Source organism: Amycolatopsis sp. WQ 127309, from assembly GCF_023023025.1.
GTDB lineage: Bacteria > Actinomycetota > Actinomycetes > Mycobacteriales > Pseudonocardiaceae > Amycolatopsis.
Genome location: NZ_CP095481.1, coordinates 5,000,144 through 5,020,070 on the forward strand (window position 1 = coordinate 5,000,144; position 19,927 = coordinate 5,020,070).

At 71.3% G+C, this 19,927-nt stretch carries 20 protein-coding genes and 1 tRNA gene; 12 read left to right on the forward strand and 9 right to left on the reverse strand.

Annotated elements, in window-relative coordinates; all coding sequences use genetic code 11:
• Nucleotides 1–212: 212 nt before the first annotated feature.
• Complete coding sequence (locus tag MUY22_RS23595) at nt 213–803, reverse strand: TetR/AcrR family transcriptional regulator (RefSeq protein WP_247062578.1); 591 nt, start codon at nt 801–803, stop codon at nt 213–215.
• Between the two features lie 87 nt (nt 804–890).
• On the opposite strand from MUY22_RS23595, the gene MUY22_RS23600 reads away from it, so the two are divergent.
• Nucleotides 891–1,640 carry an SDR family NAD(P)-dependent oxidoreductase gene (locus MUY22_RS23600; protein ID WP_247062579.1) on the forward strand — a complete coding sequence of 250 codons (750 nt, stop codon included), beginning with the start codon at nt 891–893 and terminating at the stop codon, nt 1,638–1,640.
• A 6-nt stretch (nt 1,641–1,646) separates the two neighbouring features.
• On the opposite strand, the gene MUY22_RS23605 is transcribed toward MUY22_RS23600, so the two are convergent.
• The gene (locus MUY22_RS23605; RefSeq protein ID WP_247062580.1) at nt 1,647–2,858 is read right to left on the reverse strand and encodes an alpha-hydroxy acid oxidase; all 1,212 of its coding nucleotides are present in this window, start codon (nt 2,856–2,858) and stop codon (nt 1,647–1,649) included.
• A 71-nt stretch (nt 2,859–2,929) separates the two neighbouring features.
• Nucleotides 2,930–5,725 (reverse strand): pyruvate dehydrogenase (acetyl-transferring), homodimeric type, encoded by a 2,796-nt coding sequence (gene aceE, locus MUY22_RS23610; RefSeq protein ID WP_247062582.1) that lies wholly within the window; start codon nt 5,723–5,725, stop codon nt 2,930–2,932.
• 418 nt (nt 5,726–6,143) lie between these two features.
• Between aceE and MUY22_RS23615 the strand changes: the two genes are divergently transcribed.
• The 4 genes from MUY22_RS23615 (at nt 6,144) to MUY22_RS23630 (ending at nt 8,019) form a co-directional block, all read left to right on the forward strand.
• Entirely contained in the window at nt 6,144–6,575 is a 432-nt protein-coding gene (locus MUY22_RS23615) for a DUF3052 domain-containing protein (RefSeq protein WP_247062584.1), read from the forward strand.
• 72 nt (nt 6,576–6,647) lie between these two features.
• Nucleotides 6,648–7,109: a peroxiredoxin gene (locus MUY22_RS23620; RefSeq protein ID WP_247062586.1), complete on the forward strand. Its 462-nt coding sequence runs from the start codon at nt 6,648–6,650 to the stop codon at nt 7,107–7,109.
• A 45-nt stretch (nt 7,110–7,154) separates the two neighbouring features.
• A tRNA-Val gene (locus MUY22_RS23625) sits at nt 7,155–7,226 on the forward strand.
• A gap of 46 nt (nt 7,227–7,272) precedes the next feature.
• Complete coding sequence (locus tag MUY22_RS23630; protein WP_247062588.1) at nt 7,273–8,019, forward strand: hypothetical protein; 747 nt, start codon at nt 7,273–7,275, stop codon at nt 8,017–8,019.
• On the opposite strand, the gene MUY22_RS23635 is transcribed toward MUY22_RS23630, so the two are convergent.
• On the reverse strand, nt 7,972–9,429 hold the full coding sequence (locus MUY22_RS23635) for an MFS transporter (RefSeq protein WP_247062590.1): 1,458 nt from the start codon (nt 9,427–9,429) through the stop codon (nt 7,972–7,974). The genes MUY22_RS23630 and MUY22_RS23635 overlap by 48 nt on opposite strands.
• 147 nt (nt 9,430–9,576) lie before the next feature.
• Between MUY22_RS23635 and MUY22_RS23640 the strand changes: the two genes are divergently transcribed.
• A complete protein-coding gene (locus tag MUY22_RS23640; protein WP_247062598.1) occupies nt 9,577–10,038 on the forward strand; it encodes a hypothetical protein in 462 nt (153 codons plus the stop codon).
• Between the two features lie 29 nt (nt 10,039–10,067).
• A complete protein-coding gene (locus MUY22_RS23645) occupies nt 10,068–10,283 on the forward strand; it encodes a hypothetical protein (RefSeq protein ID WP_247062600.1) in 216 nt (71 codons plus the stop codon).
• A 95-nt stretch (nt 10,284–10,378) separates the two neighbouring features.
• On the opposite strand, the gene MUY22_RS23650 is transcribed toward MUY22_RS23645, so the two are convergent.
• Entirely contained in the window at nt 10,379–10,882 is a 504-nt protein-coding gene (locus MUY22_RS23650; protein WP_247064076.1) for a carboxymuconolactone decarboxylase family protein, read from the reverse strand.
• A gap of 125 nt (nt 10,883–11,007) precedes the next feature.
• Here MUY22_RS23650 and MUY22_RS23655 point away from each other — a divergent pair, with 125 nt between their 5' ends.
• Nucleotides 11,008–11,472, forward strand: coding sequence for a MarR family winged helix-turn-helix transcriptional regulator (locus MUY22_RS23655; RefSeq protein WP_247062601.1), 465 nt, complete (start codon nt 11,008–11,010; stop codon nt 11,470–11,472).
• Here the strand turns inward: MUY22_RS23655 and MUY22_RS23660 are convergent.
• Together MUY22_RS23660 and MUY22_RS23665 are read right to left on the reverse strand one after the other, a co-directional pair.
• Nucleotides 11,469–11,885 (reverse strand): cupin domain-containing protein, encoded by a 417-nt coding sequence (locus MUY22_RS23660; protein ID WP_247062603.1) that lies wholly within the window; start codon nt 11,883–11,885, stop codon nt 11,469–11,471. The genes MUY22_RS23655 and MUY22_RS23660 overlap by 4 nt on opposite strands.
• Nucleotides 11,886–11,892: 7 nt before the next feature.
• On the reverse strand, nt 11,893–13,386 hold the full coding sequence (locus MUY22_RS23665; protein ID WP_247062605.1) for an AMP-binding protein: 1,494 nt from the start codon (nt 13,384–13,386) through the stop codon (nt 11,893–11,895).
• A gap of 31 nt (nt 13,387–13,417) precedes the next feature.
• Between MUY22_RS23665 and MUY22_RS23670 the strand changes: the two genes are divergently transcribed.
• Both MUY22_RS23670 and MUY22_RS23675 read left to right on the forward strand, forming a co-directional pair.
• A complete protein-coding gene (locus tag MUY22_RS23670) occupies nt 13,418–14,554 on the forward strand; it encodes an acyl-CoA dehydrogenase family protein (RefSeq protein ID WP_247062607.1) in 1,137 nt (378 codons plus the stop codon).
• 38 nt (nt 14,555–14,592) lie between these two features.
• Entirely contained in the window at nt 14,593–15,543 is a 951-nt protein-coding gene (locus MUY22_RS23675; protein WP_247062608.1) for an SDR family NAD(P)-dependent oxidoreductase, read from the forward strand.
• On the opposite strand, the gene MUY22_RS23680 is transcribed toward MUY22_RS23675, so the two are convergent.
• The gene (locus MUY22_RS23680; RefSeq protein ID WP_247062609.1) at nt 15,540–16,718 is read right to left on the reverse strand and encodes an aminotransferase class V-fold PLP-dependent enzyme; all 1,179 of its coding nucleotides are present in this window, start codon (nt 16,716–16,718) and stop codon (nt 15,540–15,542) included. The two genes, MUY22_RS23675 and MUY22_RS23680, sit on opposite strands and share 4 nt — an antisense overlap.
• 45 nt (nt 16,719–16,763) lie before the next feature.
• Here MUY22_RS23680 and MUY22_RS23685 point away from each other — a divergent pair, with 45 nt between their 5' ends.
• A complete protein-coding gene (locus tag MUY22_RS23685) occupies nt 16,764–17,396 on the forward strand; it encodes a GntR family transcriptional regulator (RefSeq protein WP_247062611.1) in 633 nt (210 codons plus the stop codon).
• Nucleotides 17,393–18,145 carry a metallophosphoesterase gene (locus MUY22_RS23690; RefSeq protein WP_247062618.1) on the forward strand — a complete coding sequence of 251 codons (753 nt, stop codon included), beginning with the start codon at nt 17,393–17,395 and terminating at the stop codon, nt 18,143–18,145. The genes MUY22_RS23685 and MUY22_RS23690 overlap by 4 nt, the downstream gene beginning before the upstream one ends.
• 86 nt (nt 18,146–18,231) lie before the next feature.
• Here MUY22_RS23690 and MUY22_RS23695 read toward each other — a convergent pair whose 3' ends face one another.
• Nucleotides 18,232–19,857, reverse strand: coding sequence for a CocE/NonD family hydrolase (locus tag MUY22_RS23695; RefSeq protein WP_247062624.1), 1,626 nt, complete (start codon nt 19,855–19,857; stop codon nt 18,232–18,234).
• Nucleotides 19,858–19,927 lie beyond the last annotated feature (70 nt).

A 19,927-nucleotide genomic window follows, 5' to 3' on the forward strand; every position in this document is an offset into this window, starting at 1 on the left:
ACGGCCTTTCCGCGAGTGCCCGTGATCCTCCTCACAAACCGGGCGTTACGTCAACAACTTGCGGCCGATCAGCGCAACTGGCCGGTCGTGAACCCGTCACTCGTGTGATCGAAGCCGGAACTCACGTGATCGAAGCCGGAACTCGCGAGTTCCGGCCCCAATCACGTCAATGACGGGTCTGATCACGCGAGTCACGGGTCTGATCACGTGGGTTACGGCTGGGGGAGGACGGCTAGGGCCGTGTCCGCGATCGCGCGGAGTTCGGCGGGGCTCGAACCGCCTTTGCCGAGGGCTTCGATGCCGCGGGTGACGGCCAGCAGCAGGCTCGCGAGGTGGGCCGGGTCCTGGTCGCCGGCGATGTCGCCCGCGCGCTGGGCGGCCGCGACGGCCGCCGTCAGCTGCTCCCGCAGCTCGTGGAAGACGCGCTGGGCGCGGGCCGCGACGGCTTCGTCGTGCTCTGCGCACTCCGCGGTGCCCTTCGCGAGCATGCAGCCGCGCCGGTCCCGGTCGGCCGCTGTGGACTCGGCAATCCCTGCGACGTAGTCGCGGATCCGCTGGCGGGCGCCGCTGTCGGGACCTTCGAGCGCGCGGCGCGTCGCCTCGGCGGACTCGGTGCAGTAGTCGTCGAAGACGCGCAGGAACAGCGCGTGCTTGTCGCCGAAGGCGCCGTAGAGGCTGCCTTTGCCGAGGCCGGTCGCGGCGGCGATGTCGTCGATCTTCGTGCCCGCGTAACCGGTCGCCCAGAACTGGTCCCTGGCGGCGCGCAGCACCGCGTCCTGGTCGAAGCTCCGGGGTCGTGCCATGGCCTCAGCGTACCCATTCTTGACTGTCTCGTCCATAACGGCGTAGGTTCTGGACGAGACAGTCAAGAACTCGACCAGGGGAGCATCGTGACCAGCACACTGAAGGACAAGACGGCCGTCGTGACCGGCGCCGGGACCGGCATCGGGCTCGCCATCGCGAAGCGGTTCGCGGCCGAAGGCGCGCACGTGTTCATCACCGGGCGGCGCAAGGAGGTCCTCGACGACGCCGTCGCCGAGATCGGCGGCAGCGTGCAGGCGATCCGCGCCGACTCCTCGAACCTCGCCGACCTCGACGCGCTCTACCGGGCCGTCGAAGAGCGCGGGAAGGGCCTCGACGTCGTCGTCGCCAACTCCGGCGGCGGCACCGTCGCCCCGCTCGGCGAGATCACCGAGGAGCAGGTCGACGGCACGTTCGCCACGAACGTCAAGGGCGTCGTCTTCACCGTGCAGAAGGCCTTGCCGCTGCTCAACGAGAACGCGTCGATCATCATCACGGGCTCGACGACGTCGACGCGCGTGGCGCCGGGCATGAGCATCTACGCCGCGACGAAGGCCGCCGTCCGCAACTTCGCGCGGACCTGGGCGCTCGACCTGAAGGGCAAGGGCGTCCGCGTGAACGTCCTCAGCCCGGGACCGACGCGCACCCCGGGCCTGCTCGGCCTGGCCGAGCCCGCCGCCCAGCAGGCGATGCTCGACATGTTCGAGGCCGACGTCCCGCTCGGCCGGATCGGCGACCCGTCCGAGATCGCCGGCGCGGCACTGTTCCTGGCCTCACCCGACGCCAGCTTCGTCAACGGCGTCGAATTCTTCGTCGACGGCGGCCAGGCGCAGGTCTGACCGGGCTCAGCGCAGCGTCGCGTGTGACGGCTTGAGGTCGGCGAGGGTGCGGACGCCCAGCAGCTGCATCGTGCGGACCATCTCCGTGCGGAGGATGTCCACGCAGCGCTGGACGCCGCGCTCGCCGCCGGCCATCAGGCCGTAGAGGAACGCGCGGCCGACCAGGACGGCGTCGGCCCCGCGGGCGATGGCCGCGACGATGTCGCCGCCGGACAGGATGCCGGTGTCGATCCAGACCTCGGCGCCGCCCTGGATCTCGTCGAGCACCGCCGGGAGCAGCTCCAGGGGCGTCGGCGCGCGGTCCAGCTGGCGGCCGCCGTGGTTCGAGATCAGCACCGCGTCGGCGCCGTGCTTGACGACGTCGCGCGCGTCGTCGACGTTCTGCACGCCCTTGACCACGAGCTTCCCGGGCCAGGTGCGGCGCACCCAGTCGAGGTCGTCGTAGTTCAGCGTCGGGTCGAACAGCTTGTTCAGCAGCTCGGCGACGGTGCCGTCGAAGTGGCTGAGCGAGGCGAAGTTCAGCGGCTCGGTGGTGAGCAGGTTGAACCACCACGCGGGGTGCGTCGCGCCGTCGAGGAACGTCTTGAGCGTGAGCGCCGGCGGGATGGTCAGGCCGTTGCGGACGTCGCGCAGCCGGGCGCCGCCGACCGGGGTGTCGACGGTCAGCATGAGCGTGTCGAAGCCGTGTTCCCACGCGCGATTCATCAGATCTTCGCCGGCGCCGTGGTCGCGCCAGACGTAGAGCTGGAACCACTTGCGGGCCCCGGGCGCGGCGGCGGCGAGGTCCTCGATCGACGTCGTCGCCATGGTCGAGAGCCCCATCGGGATGCCGTTGCGCTCGGCGACGCGGGCCACCGCGCTCTCGCCCTCGTGCTGCATCATCCGGGTGAAACCGGTGGGGGCGAAGGCGAAGGGCAGGGCCGAGGTCTTGCCGAGGATCTCGCGCGTGGTGTCCACATCGGACACCCCGCGCAGGACGTTCGGGTGGAACTCGACCCGCCGGTAGGCCTGGCGGGCGCGCAGCAGGCTGTCTTCGAGCTCGGCCGCGCCGTCGGTGTAGTCGAAGGCCGCCCGCGGGGTCCGCTTGCGCGCGGCCGTGCGCAGGTCGGCGATGGTGTGCGCGTTGCCGAGCCGCCGGTCGGTCGGGTTGAGCACGATCGGCTTGGGCCGCAGGAGCTGCTTCAGCTCGTCCGGCTTCGGCAGTCGGCGCTTCGTCACCTTCATCAACTCCCTAGCAAGCGGGACCCGGCAGACATCGGATGTCTGCCGGGTCCCTTTCTAGCACCAGGTCACGCGCTGCCGGAATCGGACGTCTGCGGCCCGGCGGCCGAGATGTCGTCGATCCGGTACTTCGTGGCCGCCTCGAGGACCTTCGCCTGGTCGACCTCGCCGCGCTTGGCCAGCGCCGAGAGGGCGCCGATCGTGATCGACTCGGCGTCGACCAGGAACTTCCGCCGCGCGGCGGGCCGGGTGTCGGAGAAGCCGAAGCCGTCCGTGCCCAGCGTGAGCATGTCGGTCGGGACCCACGGGCGGATCAGGTCCGGCACCGAGCGCATCCAGTCCGACACCGCCACGACCGGCCCGTTCGTGCCCGAAAGCGCTTCGGTCACGTACGGCACGCGCGGCTCGCTGCCCGGGTAGAGCAAGTTGTCGTGGTCGATCTCGACGGCCTCGCGCCGCAGCTCGGTCCACGACGTCGCCGACCACACGGCCGCCCGCACGCCCCACTCCTCGGCGAGGAGCTTCTGCGCCTTCAGCGCGTCCGGCATCGTGACGCCCGAGACCAGGATCTGCACCTCGGCGCCGTCGCCCTCGGGGGCGTCGGCGTACTTGTACAGGCCCTTCAGCAGGCCGTCGACGTCGAGGTTCGCCGGCTCGGCGGGCTGCTGGTACGGCTCGTTGTAGATCGTCATGTAGTAGAAGACGTTCTCGCCGTTGCCGTCCGGGCCGGTCTCGCCGTACATCCGGCGGAGGCCGTCCTTCACGATGTGCGCGATCTCGAACGACCACGACGGGTCGTACGCCACGGCCGCCGGGTTGGTCGAGGCCAGCAGCAGCGAGTGCCCGTCGGCGTGCTGCAGGCCCTCACCGGTCAGCGTGGTGCGCCCGGCGGTGGCGCCGATGACGAACCCGCGGGCCATCTGGTCGGCGGCGGCGTAGAGGCCGTCACCGGTGCGCTGGAACCCGAACATCGAGTAGAAGATGTAGATCGGGATCATCGGCTCGCCGTGCGTCGCGTACGACGTGCCGACGGCGGTGAACGACGCGGTCGAGCCCGCCTCGTTGATGCCCTCGTGCAGCAGCTGGCCCTTTTCGGACTCCTTGTAGGCCAGCATCAGGCTCGCGTCGACCGACGTGTACGTCTGGCCGTGCGGGTTGTAGATCTTGGCCGTCGGGAACATCGAGTCGAGGCCGAAGGTGCGGGCCTCGTCCGGGATGATCGGGACGACGCGCTTGCCGATCTCGGAGTCCTTCGCCAGCTCGCGGACCAGCCGGACGAACGCCATCGTCGTGGCGACCTCCTGCTTTCCCGAGCCCTTCCGGACGCCTTCGTAGACCTTGTCGCCGGGCAGCACGAGCGCCTTCGCCGACTTCGGGCGGCGTTCCGGCAGGAAGCCGCCGAGCGCCTTGCGGCGGCCGATCAGGTACTCGATCTCCGCCGAGTCCTTGCCCGGGTGGTAGTACGGCGGCAGCTTCGGGTCGCGCTCGAGCTCCTCGTCGCTGATCGGGATCCGCTGTGAGTCGCGGAACAGCTTGAGGTCGTCGAGGGTGAGCTTCTTCATCTGGTGCGTGGCGTTGCGGCCCTCGAACGCCGGGCCCAGGCCGTAGCCCTTGATGGTGTGGGCCAGGATCACCGTCGGCTGGCCGTGGTGCTCCAGCGCCGACTTGTAGGCCGCGTACACCTTGCGGTAGTCGTGGCCGCCGCGCTTGAGGTTCCAGATGTCGGCGTCGGAGAGGTCCTTGACCAGGTCCTTCGTCCGCGGGTCGCGGCCGAAGAAGTGCTCCCGGACGAAGGCGCCGTCGTTGGCCTTGTACGTCTGGTAGTCGCCGTCCGGTGTCACGTTCATCAGGTTGACCAGGGCGCCGTCGCGGTCGGCGTGCAGCAGCGAGTCCCACTCGCGGCCCCAGATGACCTTGATGACGTTCCAGCCGGCGCCGCGGAAGTACGACTCCAGCTCCTGGATGATCTTGCCGTTGCCGCGCACCGGGCCGTCGAGCCGCTGCAGGTTGCAGTTGATCACGAAGGTCAGGTTGTCGAGGCCCTCGCCGGCCGCGATGTGGATCAGGCCGCGCGACTCCGCCTCGTCCATCTCGCCGTCGCCGAGGAACGCCCAGACGTGCTGGTCGTTGGTGTCCTTGATGCCGCGGTCGCGCAGGTAGCGGTTGAACCGCGCCTGGTAGATCGCGTTCATCGGGCCGAGGCCCATCGACACCGTGGGGTTCTCCCAGAACTCCGGCATCAGCCGCGGGTGCGGGTACGACGGCAGGCCGCCGCCCTCGCCGGCGTGCGAGTACTCCTGGCGGAAGCCGTCGAGCTGCTGCTCGGACAGCCGGCCCTCGAGGAACGCGCGGGCGTAGATGCCGGGGGAGGCGTGCCCCTGGATGTAGATCTGGTCGCCGCCGCCGGAGTGGTCCTTGCCGCGGAAGAAGTGGTTGAACCCGACTTCGTAGAGCGCGGCGGACGAGGCGTAGGTCGAGATGTGGCCGCCGACGCCGACGCCGGGGCGCTGCGCCCGGTGCACCATGATCGCGGCGTTCCACCGGATGTAGGCCCGGTAGCGGCGCTCGATCTCCTCGTCACCGGGGAACCACGGCTCGTTCTCGGTGGGGATGGTGTTGACGTAGTCCGTCGAGGTCAGCGCGGGCACACCGACGTTGCGTTCACGAGCGCGCTCCAGGATGCGCAGCATCAGGTACCGGGCCCGCTGCTGGCCTCCCCTGGCCAGCGCCTCGTCGAAGGAGTCCAGCCACTCGGCGGTCTCCTCCGGGTCGATGTCGGGCAGGTGCGCAGCCAATCCGTCACGGATTACGCGTACGCGTGCCGGGGTCTCCTTGCCGGAGGCGCCGTCGTTCTGCGGGGCCAAGGGGTCTCCTTGCGAAAAGTTGTAGCCGGTGGTGCTCGTACTCGGGGGTGTACGACTCTCCATCGTCGTCTTCCCTCCCGGCTTCCGCACTGCTACTAGGCGGTAACATCAGCCGACCCGATCGAGTCGCTCCCCGCGCGCGGTGTATCCGCGCGCGCGTTTTCTTCCTCATCACCCTAGGGGACGGGCTCCGGCGGGGTGGCAGACCGGTCCCCGAGGTACCCGATACGCCGTCGCGGCGGGGGCCCCGCGGCCCGTATCCTGCGACACGAGTTGTCACGGATCCGGTGTGGACGGTTGCGCGCAGAGCCACACCAGTGTTCGCTATCGGCAACCGGGTAGCCGAGTGTGGCGCAGCCGTACCCTCCACGAGGGTGCTCGAGCGCCACGCTCCGTCGTAGTTGGAGGAGTGAAAGCAGTGGTCGCCGCGGGAGACGCTGATCAGACCGGCGTCGCCGAGAGGCTCGGCATCAAGCCCGAGATGGTGGTCCAGGAGATCGGCTGGGACGAGGACGTCGACGACGACGTCCGCGCGGCGATCGAGGAGCAGATCGGCGGGGACATCCTCGACGAGGAAGCCGACGAGGTCATCGACGTGGTGCTGCTGTGGTGGCGCCAGGACGACGGCGACCTCGGCGACGCGCTCATCGACGCCAGGGGCCCCCTGGAAGAGACCGGCGTGATCTGGGTGCTGACCCCGAAGACGGGACAGCCCGGGCACGTCGAGCCGAGTGAGATCGCGGAAGCGGTGCCCGTCGTCGGGCTGGCCCAGACCGCCAACATCAGTGTCGGCGCGAACTGGATCGGCACGAGGCTGGTGTCCCCGAAGTCGAAGTCGAAACAGCGCTGAACCGGCCCCGCCCGGCTGACACGATAGGGTTGTCGTCGCAGGCACGTGTCCGTACGGGAGAGGAAACGCGGTATGACCGTCGAGGTCGGTTCTGAGGCCCCTGACTTCACGCTCAACGACTACAACAAGCAGCCGGTGCAGCTGTCGTCCTTCCGGGGCGACAAGCCGGTGCTGGTGGTCTTCTACCCGTTCGCGTTCAGCGGCATCTGCACGGGCGAGCTGTGCCAGCTCCGCGACGAGTTCGCCGACTACGACAACAAGGGCGTCCAGGTTCTGGGCGTCTCGGTCGACACGCCGTTCTCGCTCAAGGCGTGGGCCGAGAAGGAGGGCTACCAGTTCCCGCTGCTGTCCGACTTCTGGCCGCACGGTGACGTGGCGCGCGCGTACGGCGTCTTCAACGAGCAGGCGGGTCTCGCGGTCCGCGGCACCTTCCTGGTCGACAAGGAGGGCGTGGTCCGCTTCGCCGAGGTGAACGCCCCGGGCGAGGCACGCGACCAGCAGGGCTGGAAGAAGGCCGTCGCCGAACTGGCGTGAGGCTCCACGGCGGCGGTCCCCCTTGCGGGTGGACCGCCGCCGTCCGGGCGCATAGCTCAGCGGAAGAGCACTCGGTTTACACCCGAGCGGTCGCAGGTTCGAACCCTGCTGCGCCCACCTGAATCCTCGAAGGGACCCGGCTGAACGCGTGCACGGTGCGGCGGTGTGGGTCTTCCTGGTGGCCGGCTCGATCGAGGCGATCGCGGGCGTGGCCTGGTCGTCGTTCCGGTGGTGGTTCGCGCGTGGGCTGCGCCGGTACCGCGTGACGGCGGTGCGTCCGCTGCCGTCGGTCCTGCGGGTTTCCTTCGCGGCCGGCACCGTCGTCGACGAGCTGAGCGGCGGGGAGCGCGAACTGCTGCGCACCACCGTGCCCGTGCTGGTGGACGACGTCGTTCGGTGCGGACCGGCCGGAAGCGGCCGGGTGCGGTTGCTGCCCACGCCCCGGACCGCGCTGCCCGTCGCCTTCGTCGTGCGCGGGGTGCTGCTGGTGGCGTTCGGCCTGGCCGCCGGGCAGCTGGGCCTGGCCGGCGACGTCACCGCGTCCTACCTGCTCGTGGCCTGGGTGTTCACCCTGTTCGGGGCGTTGTCCGCGGGGATCGCGGCGGGCCGCCTGCGCTTCGGACGGCGAGCCCGCGAGATCGAAGGTGACGTCGTCGACGAGCGGCGGTGGCTGAACCGCGCACCGAGCGAGCCCAAGGTCCAATACACCGTCTACGGACGGACGCGCTCGGCGTGGGCCGGGCGGTACACCTTCGTGTCGCCGCGCGTCGGGAAGACCGTCGCCGTGCTGCTCGACCCGCGCGCCGAGGCGTCCGTCCGCCGGGTGGGCGGCAGCTTCGGGATCTACCAGTTCTTCGGCGCCCTAGCGGGCCTGCTGGGCGTCCTGCAGTTCCTCGGCGCGCTCGGCTGAGGTCCGCATCCGCGTCACCAGGACCGCCAAGCCCGCGAAGAGCACCGCCGCGATCACGCCCGTGACGTTCAGGCCGGTCGTGAACGCCGTCTTCGCCTGGTCCGCGACGTCCGCGCGGGCGACGTCGGCGGCGAGGGTGGTGCCGGCCGGGAACGTGTGGTGGTAGACGGCCGTGGCGACCAGGCCGATGAAGGCCAGCCCCAGCGAGCCGCCCAGGTAGTTGCCGGTGTCGGCCATCGACGCGGCCGACCCGGCGCGCTCCGGCGGCACCGAGCCGACGACCAGGCCGATGCCCAGCGCGAACAGCGGGCCGGTACCCAGCGTCAGCACCGCGATCCCCGCGACGACCAGCGGGAGCCCGTCGGTGAAGGCGAGCAGCAGGCCGCCGGCCGCCGAGACCACCAGGCCGCCGGCGATCGCCGTCACCGGGGCCAGCCGCCGGGCCAGCGCGGGCGCCACCGTCGTGCCCGCCGCGACGCCGATGCCCATCGGCGCGAACAGCAGGGCCGACGCGAGCGGCGAGTACCCGAGCACACCCTGCAGGTACTGGGTGACCAGCAGGCCGACGCCCGCCATCGCGACGCCCGCGAACACCAGCGCGACCAGCACGGCGGTGAACGGACGGTTCCGGAACAACCGCAGGTCCAGCAGCGGCACCGGGCGCCTCAGCTGGCGGCGGACGAACACGGCACCCAGCACGGTCCCGGCGACGATCGCGCCCAGCGGCACGAGCAGGCCGGCGCCGGTGGTCAGCTGCTTGAGGCCGAACACGACCAGCAGGACCGCGGCGAGCGAGAGCGCGACGCCGCCGAAGTCGAGCCGTCCCGGCGCGGGTGTGCGGAACTCGGGCAGCAGGATCGGCCCGGCGATCAGCAGCACGGCCATGGCGGGCACGGCGATCAGGAAGATCGAGCCCCACGCGAAGTGCTGGAGCAGGAACCCGGCGAGGACCGGGCCGAGCGAGCCGCCGGCGAACTGGCAGGTGGCCCAGATCGAGATGGCCTTCCCGCGCTGCCGCTCGTCGCGGAACATGTTCGTGATCAGGGCGAGCGTCGAGGGCATGAGCGTCGCCCCGGCGATCCCCAGCGCCCCGCGGGCGGCGATGAGCAGCCCGGGAGTGGTGGCGAACGCGGCGACGACGGAGACGGCCGCGAAAGCCGCCCCGCCGATGAGCAGCAGCCGCCGCCGGCCGATCCGGTCGCCGAGGGTGCCCATGGTGATCACGAACCCGGCGACGAGGAAGCCGTAGCTGTCGGTGATCCAGAGCTGCTCGGTACCGCTCGCGCCCAGGTCGGCGCTCAGTTCCGGCAAGGCGAGGAACAGCGAGGTCATGTCCATCGCGACGAGCAGGGTGGGAAGCACGAGCACGAGCAGCCCCAGCCACTCGCGCCGGCCGGCCGGCTTGTCCATTTCGACTCCTTCTCGGTGGGTGCGAACACCAAGGAGTCGAAGCCGCGGCGGGAGACCGGACACGGCTCGGTGAGAGCTGGGTCACATAAACCGGCCGGCCTTCTCCGGCGAGTAGTCGGCGACGAAACCGACGCGAAGGGGTCATCGATGAATCGGAAGCTGCGCGCGCTGTTCCTGGGCTTGGCGCTGGCGGGTGGCCTCATGACCGCCACCGGCACGGCGAGCGCCGGCCAGGTCGGCGACTCGACGACGTTCGACGTGGGGTACGGCTACGGTGCCGACGGCTCGTTCACGTGGTGGAACCGGACGACCGAGGTGCAGGGGGCGATCAGCACCCAGAACCCGGTCATGACCGGGGAGGACAACCCGATCGAGACGACCCAGATCGTCTTCGAGGCGATGAAGGGCTCCACGCGGATCGCCTCGGAGAGCCGGACCGTCACCTTCAACGACTACCCGAACGGCGTGCGGAGCATCCACTTCACCCTCGGCGACCCCGGCCTGGTCGGCGGGTTCGACCGGATTCGCATCACCCGGTGCCTCTACCGCCTCAAGGACAGCAGCCCGCGCGAGTGTGACGTCGTGGGCCACTTCTGGCGCCCGTTCTGACCCGGAAAAGGGTTGCTAACGTCGACGACGTGAAGATCGTCGTGCTGGGCGCTACCGGGCTCGTCGGCCGGGCCGTCGTCGCCGCTCTCGGGCCGCGCCACGAGATCGTGCCCGTCTCACGGACGTCGCCGGTCCGCGCCGACCTCACCGACGACCAGGTGCTCGACGACCTGCGCGGCCGCCGAGCTGACGCGCGGGCTGCGCGTCAACGTCGTCAGCCCGGGCTGGATCAGCGAAACCCTTGAAGCCATGGGCGAAGACGGCCACCGCGGGACACCGGTGGCCGTCGTCGCCGAGGCCTACCGGGACCTCGTCGAAGGCGACGCGAACGGAACGATCGTCAGGCCGCGGTAGCGTGCCAGGCGTGGGCGGCGAAGACGTCGTCCAGCGGTGCTCCCGTCAGGCGGTTCGCGAACGTCGACAGCGTGTAGGTTCCGATACCCAGCACCACTTCCAGCGCGTTCCGCGGCGTGTAACCCGCGCCGGTGAACGCGTCCAGCGCAGACGGCGGGACCTCGCCGGTCGTGTCCATGACCGCGTGCACGAACCCGCGCAACGCCTCCAGCCGCGGTGAGGGCAGCGCCGACTCCGCACGCAGCGCCGTGACCAGTTCCGGTGCGGCGGCGAGGCCGTGCAGGGAAGCCGTGTGCATGGCGACGCAGAGGTGGCAGCCGTTGCGGGCGGCGACCGTCATGATCAGGACCTCGCGGTCCAGCGCCGGCAGGGTGGTGGACTCGAAGATCGCGTTCAGCTTGAGGAAGCCGTTCAGCAGTTCGGGTGACGTCGCCAGGCGGGCGACGGCGGCCGGGACGTGGCCGCCGAACTTCTTCGCCGTGGCCGCCATCGCGGGCCGGGCGGCCGGGGGAGCAGACTTCGGGGTGTGATCGGGGAACAAGACGTCTCCAGACGTAGGATCGACAACGTGGTTGTCGAAACCGTAAACCTGGTTGTCGAACTTGGCAAGGGGCTATGACCGACGTACCCGGCTACGAGCTGCCGTTCCTGCTCTTCGGCGGCTTCCGCACGCTCATCGACCGCTTGCACGCCGAGCTCGCGCGCCGCGGGCACGCGGGCGTCCGGCCGTCGTACGGCTTCGCGATGCAGGCCATCGGCGTCCAGGGCGCGACGGCGTCCGAGATCGGCCGGCGCCTCGGCGTCTCCAAGCAGGCGGCGGGCAAGACAGTCGAGCGGCTCGAGGCGCTGGGGTACGCCGAGCGAGCCGACGACCCGGCCGACGCGCGCCGCAAGATCGTGCGGCTCACCGCGCACGGCGTCGACGCCCTCACGAAGTCGGCGGAGATCTTCGACGAGCTGCGCGCCGACTGGGCACGCACGGTGGGCACCGAGCGGATGGCGGCGCTGGAGACCGACCTGCGCGCCGTCGTCGGCCCGGCGGCCTACCGCCTCGACGCGGCGGGCTGGTTCACGAGCTAGAAGCCGCAGCCCGGGTTCGGCGCGTCCTCCGAGAGCGGGCTGCCCGCCGGGAGCACGTACAGGACTTCGAGGACCATCGGCGTCGTCCCGAGGTTGCGGCCGATGTGCACCTGGTCGGGCCGCTCGGTGAACGCCTGCCCGGTGCGGTAGCGGCCGTCGAAGGAGCAGTCGGCCAGGTTGTGCGTCAGCGTTCCCGCCTTCACGTACGCGTAGAGCGTGCCGTCGTGGAAGTGCCAGCCGGTGTAGCCGCCGGGCTGGATGGTGATCTCCCGCAGCGTGTAGTCGGTGTGGCCGATCGTTTTCTGCGACAGGATCGTGCCGGTGACCCCGCTGCCCGGCGTCGCGGACGCGGTGGCGGGCAGCACCAGCAAGGCCGCGAGTACGGCGGTGGTGACGGCGATCGGCTTGCGCATCGGGCGTTCAGTCCTTCCGGAGGGTGCGCCGCAGCATCTTGCCCGACTCCGTGCGCGGCAGCTGCTCGGTGAAGTCGAACCGTTTGGGGGTCTTGAACCCGGCCAGTGCGGCGCGGCAGTGCTCGGCCAGCCGCGCGGCCAGGGCGTCGTCACCCGGCACGCCGGGGATCGGCTGGACGACGGCGATCACCCGCTGGCCCCACTCGTCGTCCGGCTCGCCGATCACCGCCGCGTCGGCGACGTCCGGGTGGGAGAGCAGCCGCGCCTCGATCTCGGCCGGGTAGATGTTGACCCCGCCCGAGAGGATCAGGTCGGTGCGGCGGTCGAGCAGGAACACGCGGCCTTCGGTGTCGCGGTGGCCGAAGTCGCCCACCGTCAGGAATTCGCCCGATCGGGCGGCCGCTGTCTTCGCCGGGTCGCCGAGGTAGTCGAGCGCGGTGTGCGCCGAGCTGAAGTAGATCGTGCCGGGCTCGCCGGCCGGCACCTCGGCGCCGTCGTCGTCGACGATCTTCAGCCGCACGCCGGTCAGCGGCCGGCCGACCGTGCCCGGCGCCGCCAGCCACTCCGCCGCGGTGACGCCGCAGATCAGGCCCTCCGACGCGCCGTAGTACTCGTGCACGACCGGGCCGAGCCACGCGATCATCCGCTCCTTGACCTCGGGCGGGCACGGCGCCGCGCCGTGGATCACGCTCACCAGGCTCGCCAGGTCGTACCGCGCGCGGACGTCGTCGGGCAGCCGCAGCAGCCGGTGGAACATGGTCGGCACGAGGTGGGTGCTCGTCACCTGATGGCGTTCGATCAGCCGCAGCGTCTCCTCGGCGTCGAACTTGTCCATCAGCACGGCGGAGTGCCCGAGGTGCATCGCGTTGACGCTGAACGAGCCCGGCGCGGCGTGGTAGAGCGGGCAAGCGACCAAGTGCACGCCCGGGCCCTCGTGGACGTCCATCATCGCGAGCAGGTCGTGGTGGATTTCGTGCAGGGACGGCGGTTTCCCGCTGAGCGCGCGGCGGACGCCCTTCGGCCGGCCCGTGGTGCCCGACGTGTAGAGCATCGTCTGCCCGGCCGTCCGCGGTTCCGGCGCGGTCGACGGCTCGTCCTCGCCCCAGGACGCGTAGTCCGCCCAGCCGTCCGCCGCGCCGACCGAAAAGCGTTCTACGGAGTCCAAAGGCGGGCAGGAACGCGCGATGTCCGCGTCCGCGACGACGACGCGCGCGCCGCTGTTGCCGACGACATAGGCGATTTCCTCGGCGGAGGACCGGTAGTTGACCGGCGTGAAGTACATCCCCGCCTGCAGGGTGGCGAACAGCAGCTCGAAGTACGGGAGTCCGTTGTGGACGATCGCGACGACGCCGTCGCCCGCGCCGAGGCCGAGCCGGTGCAGGGCGTGCGTCAGCCGGTTCGCCCGCGCGGCCAGCTCGCCGAAGGTCGCGGACCGCCCGTCCGGGGCGAGCACCGCGAGCCGGTCCGGGTGCTGTGCGGCGACGTCGTAGAAGGTGCTCACGCACCGCACGCTACCGGGTACGGTGCGACGCATGGACGTGGACGTTTTCGGGCAGGTGCTCGGCGCGGTGCGGGAGTTCGTGCGCAAGGAGGTCGTCCCGCGCGAGGCGGAAATCGACGAAACCGACGAAATCCCCGTCGAGATCCGGGAGAAAGCGGCCGAACTGGGCCTGTTCGGCTGGGCGCTGCCCGAGGAGTACGGCGGCCTCGGCCTCGGCATGGCCGAAGACGTCCGGCTGGCCGTCGAGCTCGGCTGGACGACGCCCGCGTTCCGGTCCCTGTTCGGCACCAACAACGGCATCGCGGGCCAGGCGATCGTGCACTACGGGACGCCGGATCAGCGCACCCGCTGGCTGCCCCGGCTCGCCGCCGGCCAGGCGATCGCGTCGTTCGCGCTCACCGAGGCCGAAGCCGGCTCCGACCCCAGCAGGCTCACCAGCCGCGCGGTCCGCGACGGCGACCGCTACCGGCTCTCGGGCACCAAGCGGTTCATCACCAACGCGCCGCTCGCCGAGGTCTTCGTCGTGTTCGCGCGCACCGAACCGGACAGCGCGGGCAGCCGCGGCATCTCCGCGCTGCTGGTGCCCGCGGGCGCGCCCGGCGTCACCGTCGGCCCGCACGACGCCAAGATGGGCCAGGCCGGCGCGTGGACGTCGGAGGTGGTCTTCGACGACGTCGAGGTGCCGGCGGACGCGCTCGTCGGCGAGGCGGGCAAGGGCTTCGGCATCGCGATGGCCTCGCTCGCCCGCGGCCGGCTGCACATCGCGGCGCTCTGCGTCGGCATGGCGGAACGCGCGCTGGCCGAAGCCGTCGAGTACGCGCGCACGGCCCGCCAGGGCGGTCACCCGATCGGGGAGTTCCAGCTGGTGCAGGCGCTGCTGGCGGAGTCGTACGCCGAGCTCGCGGCCGGCCGCGCGATGGTGCACGACGCCGCCGCGCAGTACGACTCGGGCGAGGACCGCAAGCTCGGGCCGTCGTCGGCGAAGCTGTTCTGCACCGAGATGCTCGGCCGGGTCGCCGACCGCGCGGTGCAGGTGCACGGCGGGATGGGGTACGTCCGGGGCGTCACGGTCGAGCGGATCTACCGCGACGCGCGGCTGTTCCGGATCTACGAGGGCACCAGCGAGATCCAGAAGCTCGTGATCGCGCGGCAGCTGCTCAAGGGCTGACTTGCGCTGGAGTGCACTCCAGCTCTTAACGTCGGGGTATGACCACTGCACAGCACAAGATCGGCTCGGGCTTCGACGCCACCAGCACGGCGTCCGGCGTCCTGGCCGGCATCGACCTGACCGGCAAGCTCGCGATCGTCACCGGCGGCTACTCCGGCATCGGGCTCGAGACGACGCGCGCGCTGACGCAGGCGGGCGCGCACGTCGTCGTCCCGGCCCGCCGCCGCGTGACGGCGGAGGAAGCGTTGCGGGACTTGAAGAACGTCGAGATCGTCGAGCTGGACCTCGGTGACCTCGACAGCGTCCGCGCGTTCGCCGAGCGATTCGTCGCGTCCGGGCGCGGCATCGACGTCTTCATCGGCAGCGCCGGGATCATGGCGGCGCCGGAGACCCGCGTCGGCCCGGGCTGGGAGGCGCAGTTCGCGACCAACCACCTCGGCCACTTCGCCCTGGTGAACCGGCTCTGGCCCGCGTTCAACCCGGGCGCCCGTATCGTCTCGGTGTCCTCGCGCGGCCACCACTTCGGCCCGGTCCGCTTCGACGACCTGAACTTCGAGCAGGGGTACGACAAGTGGCTCGCCTACGGCCAGGCGAAGACGGCGAACGTCCTGTTCGCGGTCCAGCTCGACAAGCTCGCGCAGGGCCACGGCGTGCGCGCGTTCGCCCTGCACCCGGGCCGGATCCTGACCGACCTGGTGCGCCACCTGAGCCGTCAGGAGCTGATCGACGCGGGCATGGTCGACGACACTGGGCAGGTCACCGGAATCGGGGCCAAGACGCCCGAGCAGGGCGCCGCCACCCAGGTCTGGGCGGCGACGTCCCCGCAGCTCGACGGCCTCGGCGGCGTCTGCCTCGAAGACTGCGAGGTCGCCGAGCCCACCCCGGCCGACGGCACGCGCGTCGGCGTGCGCGACTACGCGATCGACCCGGCGCTCGCCGAGCGCCTGTGGACGGTGTCGGCCGAACTGACCGGTGTCAACGCCTTCTAGAGCTTCTCGACCGCCTTCACGAGCAGCTCGATCTCGTCCTCGGTGTTGTAGTAGTGCACCGACGCCCGGACGAGGTCCGGCAGCTCGCGCGCGGTGAAGTCGAACTGCGCGGACGTGCGCGACGACACCGACGTGTTGATCCCCGCCTCCGCCAGCCGTGCCTTGATGTCCGCGGCGGGTGTGCCCTCGACGCTGAACGTGACGATGCCGCACTTCTTCACGCCGACGTCGCGCACCTGGGCGCCGACGTCGGCGAGCCGGCCGCGCAGCGTCCCGGCCAGGGCAGCGACGCGGGCTTCGATGGCCGGCAGGCCCCACTCGAGCGCGTAGTCGATCGCCGCGCCGAGGCCGAAGACCGCGGCGAAGTCGCGTTCCCACACCTCGAAGCGCTTGGCGGTCGGGTCGACGACGTACTCCGTGGGCGCCGTCCAGACCGCCGAGTGCAGGTCGAGCATCGCCGGCTCCAGCCCCTCCCGCAGCCGCGGGTGGACGTACAGGAAACCGGTGCCGCGCGGCCCGCGCAGGTACTTGCGGCCGGTCACCGACAGCGCGTCGCACTTCAGGCGCGAGACGTCGAGGTCGAGCTGGCCCGCGGACTGGCACGCGTCGAGCAGGAACGGGATCCCGGCGGCTTCGGCGACCTCGCCGATCTCCTCGGCCGGGTTGACCAGCCCGCCCTGGGTGGGCACGTGGCTGACGGCGATCAGCTTGACGCTGCCGTCGATCCGGCGCTTCAGGTCCTCGACGTCGAGCTGGCCGGACTCGTCGTCGCCGACCACCTCGACGACCGCGCCGGTGCGCCGGGCGATCTGCAGGTACGCGATCGCGTTGCTGGCGTACTCGGCGGTGGAGGTGAGGATCCGGTCGCCCGCGGCGAACGGCAGCGCGTAGAAGACGGCCTGCCAGGACCGCGTCGCGTTGTCGGTGATGGCGATGTCGTCGGGTTCGCCGCCGACCAGCCTCGCCGCCGACGTGTACACCGCCGCCAGCCTGTCCTTGGCTTCGGCGGCCGCTTCGTACCCGCCCATCAGCGCTTCGTGGCGCAGGTAGCCGACCACCGTGTCCGTCACGACGGCCGGGGGCAGGGCGGATCCGGCGTTGTTGAAGTGGACCACTTCCGCGCAGCCGGGGGTCTCACGGCGGGCGCGGTCGACATCGAAGCCGTCAAAGGTCATGCAAACTGAATACAGTACGACCCGATTGCATGCAATACTGCCCGGATGGCCCGCACCCCTTTGCGCAGCGATCTCATCGAGGAGATCACCACCCGCGTGCTCGACGGGCGGCTCGCCGCCGGCGCCCGCGTCAACGAGGTGCACCTGGCCCGTGAGCTGGGCGTCAGCCGGACGCCGCTGCGGGAGGCGCTGATCGGGCTCGCCGGCCGCGGCCTGCTCGTTTCCGAGCCGGGGCGCGGCTTCCTCGTGCCGCCGTTCGACCCGGACGAGGCCCGCCGGCTCTACCCGCTGGTCGCCGAGCTGGAGGCCCTCGCCCTGCGCTGGACGTCGCCGCTGGAGCTCGCCGGGCTGCCCGACGCGCTCGACGTCGTCGCCGACGGGATGGCCGCGGCGCTGGAGCGCGGCGAGGATCTGTCCGAAGTGGACGAACGGTGGCACGCGCTGCTGCTGTCCCGCTGCCCGAACCCGCACCTGCTGCGGTTGATCGAGCAGACCAAGCCGCTGCTCAAGCGGTACGAATCGTGCTACTTCGGCGGGGCGGCCCGCGCCGGGGAGAGCATCGGCGAGCACCGCCGGATCGCCGCGGCACTGCGGGACGGCGACCTGCCGACGGCGTCCGCGGTGCTCGTCCGCAACTGGGTGAAAGCCTTGGCCTACCTGGGGAAGGACCAAAGATGATCATCGCGCACCTGAGCGACCTGCACCTCGACGACGGGCCGCGCGCGGAAGAACGCGTCGCCGCCGTGATGGCGTACCTGGACGGGCTGGCGGTCGGCGCCGTCGTCGTCACCGGCGACATCGCCGACCACGGCGCGGCCGCGGAGTACGCACGCGCCGCCGAACTGCTGAAGCACCCGGCACCGGTGCTGGTCTGTCCGGGCAACCACGACGTCCGCGCGGCTTTCCGGACCGGCCTGCTCGACCTGCCCGCGTCCGACGCGCCCATCGATCTCGCCCGGGAGGTCGACGGCGTGCTGTTCGCGATGTGCGACTCGACGATCCCCGGCCGCGGCGCGGGTTACCTCGCCGACGAGACGCTCACCTGGCTCGACGGCGTGCTGTCCGGCGGCGACGGCCCGGCGTTCGTCGCCTTCCACCACCCGCCGGTCGAGGTCGGCCTCCCGCTGGTGGACGGCATCCGCCAGACGGGGGAGGAGCGGCTGGCCGCGGTACTGGCCCGGCACCCGCGCGTGGTGGCGCTGCTGGCCGGCCACGTCCACACGGGCGCGTCGACGACGTTCGCCGGCGTGCCGCTGCGGATCGCGCCCGGCGTCGTGTCGACGTCGCTGCTGCCGGTCGAGCCGGGCGGCGACCGCGGCTGGGACGAGGGCGGCCCGCTGGAGCACGACCGGCCGCCGTCGCTGCTGCTGCACGCACTGCACGACGACGGCCGGGTGACCACGCACCACCGCACGCCCACATACTGAGACTTCCCTCCCAAACGACGCATCTTTCCTAGGGAAAGTGACGCCTCAGGCCCTTGAGACGCCACTTTCCCGGGGAAAGTGGCGTCCTAGGGAGTGAAGATCGGCAGCGTGATCCGGGACGGCCGGGCCGCGTCGTGGAAGATCTCGAAGCGGTTCGGCTTGCCGTCCACCGCCGCGGTGACCGGCTCGTCCGTGCCGTGGTTGCGGGCGAACCGCGGGAACGCGCCGCCCGCCACCTGGACGCGCAGGCGGTGGCCGCGGCGGAAGCGGTAGGCCGTCGGGTCGAGCGTGACCTCCGCCGTCACCACGCCGTCGGTGTCCGCCTCGGGGAAGCCCGGCCGCAGCCGGAGGATCCCGTCGGTGACGTTGCGGGAGACACCGCCCGCGTCGACGTCGCAGAGCCGGACGTAGACGTCGGCGTGCCCGAGCTCGGTGCGCACGTGCACGGTCGCGGCCACCTCGCCGATGACGTCCAGGTCCGACGCCAGCGGCTCGCCGGTGAAGACCAGCACGTCCGGCCGGGCCTCGACCTCCTGGTTGTCACGCTGCTTCGTCACGCCCGTCAGCAGCGGCCCGCCGACCGCCGGGGTCGGGTCCGCCGGGTCGTAGGTGAACGTCGTCGGCCGCGCTTCGCCGCCGCCCACCTCGCCGAGGCCGCCGATCGGGCGCAGGTGTGACGCCGTCGCGGTCGACGGCGGCGGCCACGCCTCGAAGTCCAGCCAGGTGTCCGCGCCCTGCAGGAAGATCCGGACCGGCGCGCGCTGCAGGAACGTGCGGTCGCCGAGCAGGTGGGCGCGCAGGAACCCGAGCTGGTCCTGGATCATCGGGCGCATGCTGGCCGGCTCGCCGTGGGACCACGGGCCGATCGTGATCCGCGGCGCCTTCCCGGCCTCGGCGAGCCGCCGGAAGTCCTGCAGCTGCCCGCGGATGAACAGGTCGTACCAGCCGGTGACCATCGACACCGGGACGTCGAGCTTCTCGACGTCGGCGCTGTGGTCGGACATCGCCCAGTAGGTGTCGTCCGGCACGAAGTGCTCGGTGATGTCCTGCAGGAACCGCACCGGCTTCCCGATCGCGGCGACGTCGGCGCCGCTGAGCGGCAGGTGCGCCATCGCGCGGCGCGTCTTGCGCGCCTGCAGCGGGTTCGGGAACGCGCCGAAGCGCTCTTCCTGGCGGCCGATCATCGCCGACCACGACACCATGTTGTCCGCCGCGAGCACGCCGCCCGGGTAGAACGTCGAGACGAACTCCGACGCCGTGATGCCGAGGCACATCGCGGCCAGCGGCGGGTCGAGGTAGGGCCCGAGCGCCCACTGTGTGTGCCCGAGGTAGCTGGCGCCCGCCATCGCGAGGTTGCCGTCGCACCACGGCTGCGCGCGCAGCCATTCGGCGGTGGCGACGCCGTCCTCCCGCTCGAGGTGGAACGGCCGGAACTCGCCGCCGGAGCCGAACGAGCCGCGGGTGCTCTGGATGACCGTCTGCAGCCCGTGCCGCGAGAACGTGTTCCCGAACAGCTTCGACAGGAGGCCGGCGCGCCCGTACGGCGTGCGGATCAGCACCACCGGCGCGGGCGTGTCACCCGCCGGGGCGTACCTGTCCGCGAGCAGCGTGACGCCGTCGGGCATCGGCACCGGCAGGTCGCGCGTGATGACCGGTTTCGGTCCTTCGGCGCGGGGGAGTCCGAGAGCTCTGTCGACAAGTCGGTCCAGCACGGGCACACGCCTTCCGAAGCGGAGTAACACCTTCCGGATCCGACGGTACCCGAGGTCGTGCGCCTGGCAA

Coding starts and splice junctions, on each gene's coding strand:
- MUY22_RS23650 (WP_247064076.1), bottom strand. CDS start 10,882: ATGGCGGCCACGGCGAAGAAGTTCGGCGGCCACGTCCCGGCCGCCGTC.
- MUY22_RS23685 (WP_247062611.1), top strand. CDS start 16,764: ATGGCCCGCACCCCTTTGCGCAGCGATCTCATCGAGGAGATCACCACC.
- MUY22_RS23595 (WP_247062578.1), bottom strand. CDS start 803: ATGGCACGACCCCGGAGCTTCGACCAGGACGCGGTGCTGCGCGCCGCC.
- MUY22_RS23660 (WP_247062603.1), bottom strand. CDS start 11,885: ATGCGCAAGCCGATCGCCGTCACCACCGCCGTACTCGCGGCCTTGCTG.
- MUY22_RS23675 (WP_247062608.1), top strand. CDS start 14,593: ATGACCACTGCACAGCACAAGATCGGCTCGGGCTTCGACGCCACCAGC.
- MUY22_RS23640 (WP_247062598.1), top strand. CDS start 9,577: ATGAATCGGAAGCTGCGCGCGCTGTTCCTGGGCTTGGCGCTGGCGGGT.
- MUY22_RS23655 (WP_247062601.1), top strand. CDS start 11,008: ATGACCGACGTACCCGGCTACGAGCTGCCGTTCCTGCTCTTCGGCGGC.
- MUY22_RS23680 (WP_247062609.1), bottom strand. CDS start 16,718: ATGACCTTTGACGGCTTCGATGTCGACCGCGCCCGCCGTGAGACCCCC.
- MUY22_RS23620 (WP_247062586.1), top strand. CDS start 6,648: ATGACCGTCGAGGTCGGTTCTGAGGCCCCTGACTTCACGCTCAACGAC.
- MUY22_RS23670 (WP_247062607.1), top strand. CDS start 13,418: ATGGACGTGGACGTTTTCGGGCAGGTGCTCGGCGCGGTGCGGGAGTTC.
- MUY22_RS23690 (WP_247062618.1), top strand. CDS start 17,393: ATGATCATCGCGCACCTGAGCGACCTGCACCTCGACGACGGGCCGCGC.
- MUY22_RS23635 (WP_247062590.1), bottom strand. CDS start 9,429: ATGGACAAGCCGGCCGGCCGGCGCGAGTGGCTGGGGCTGCTCGTGCTC.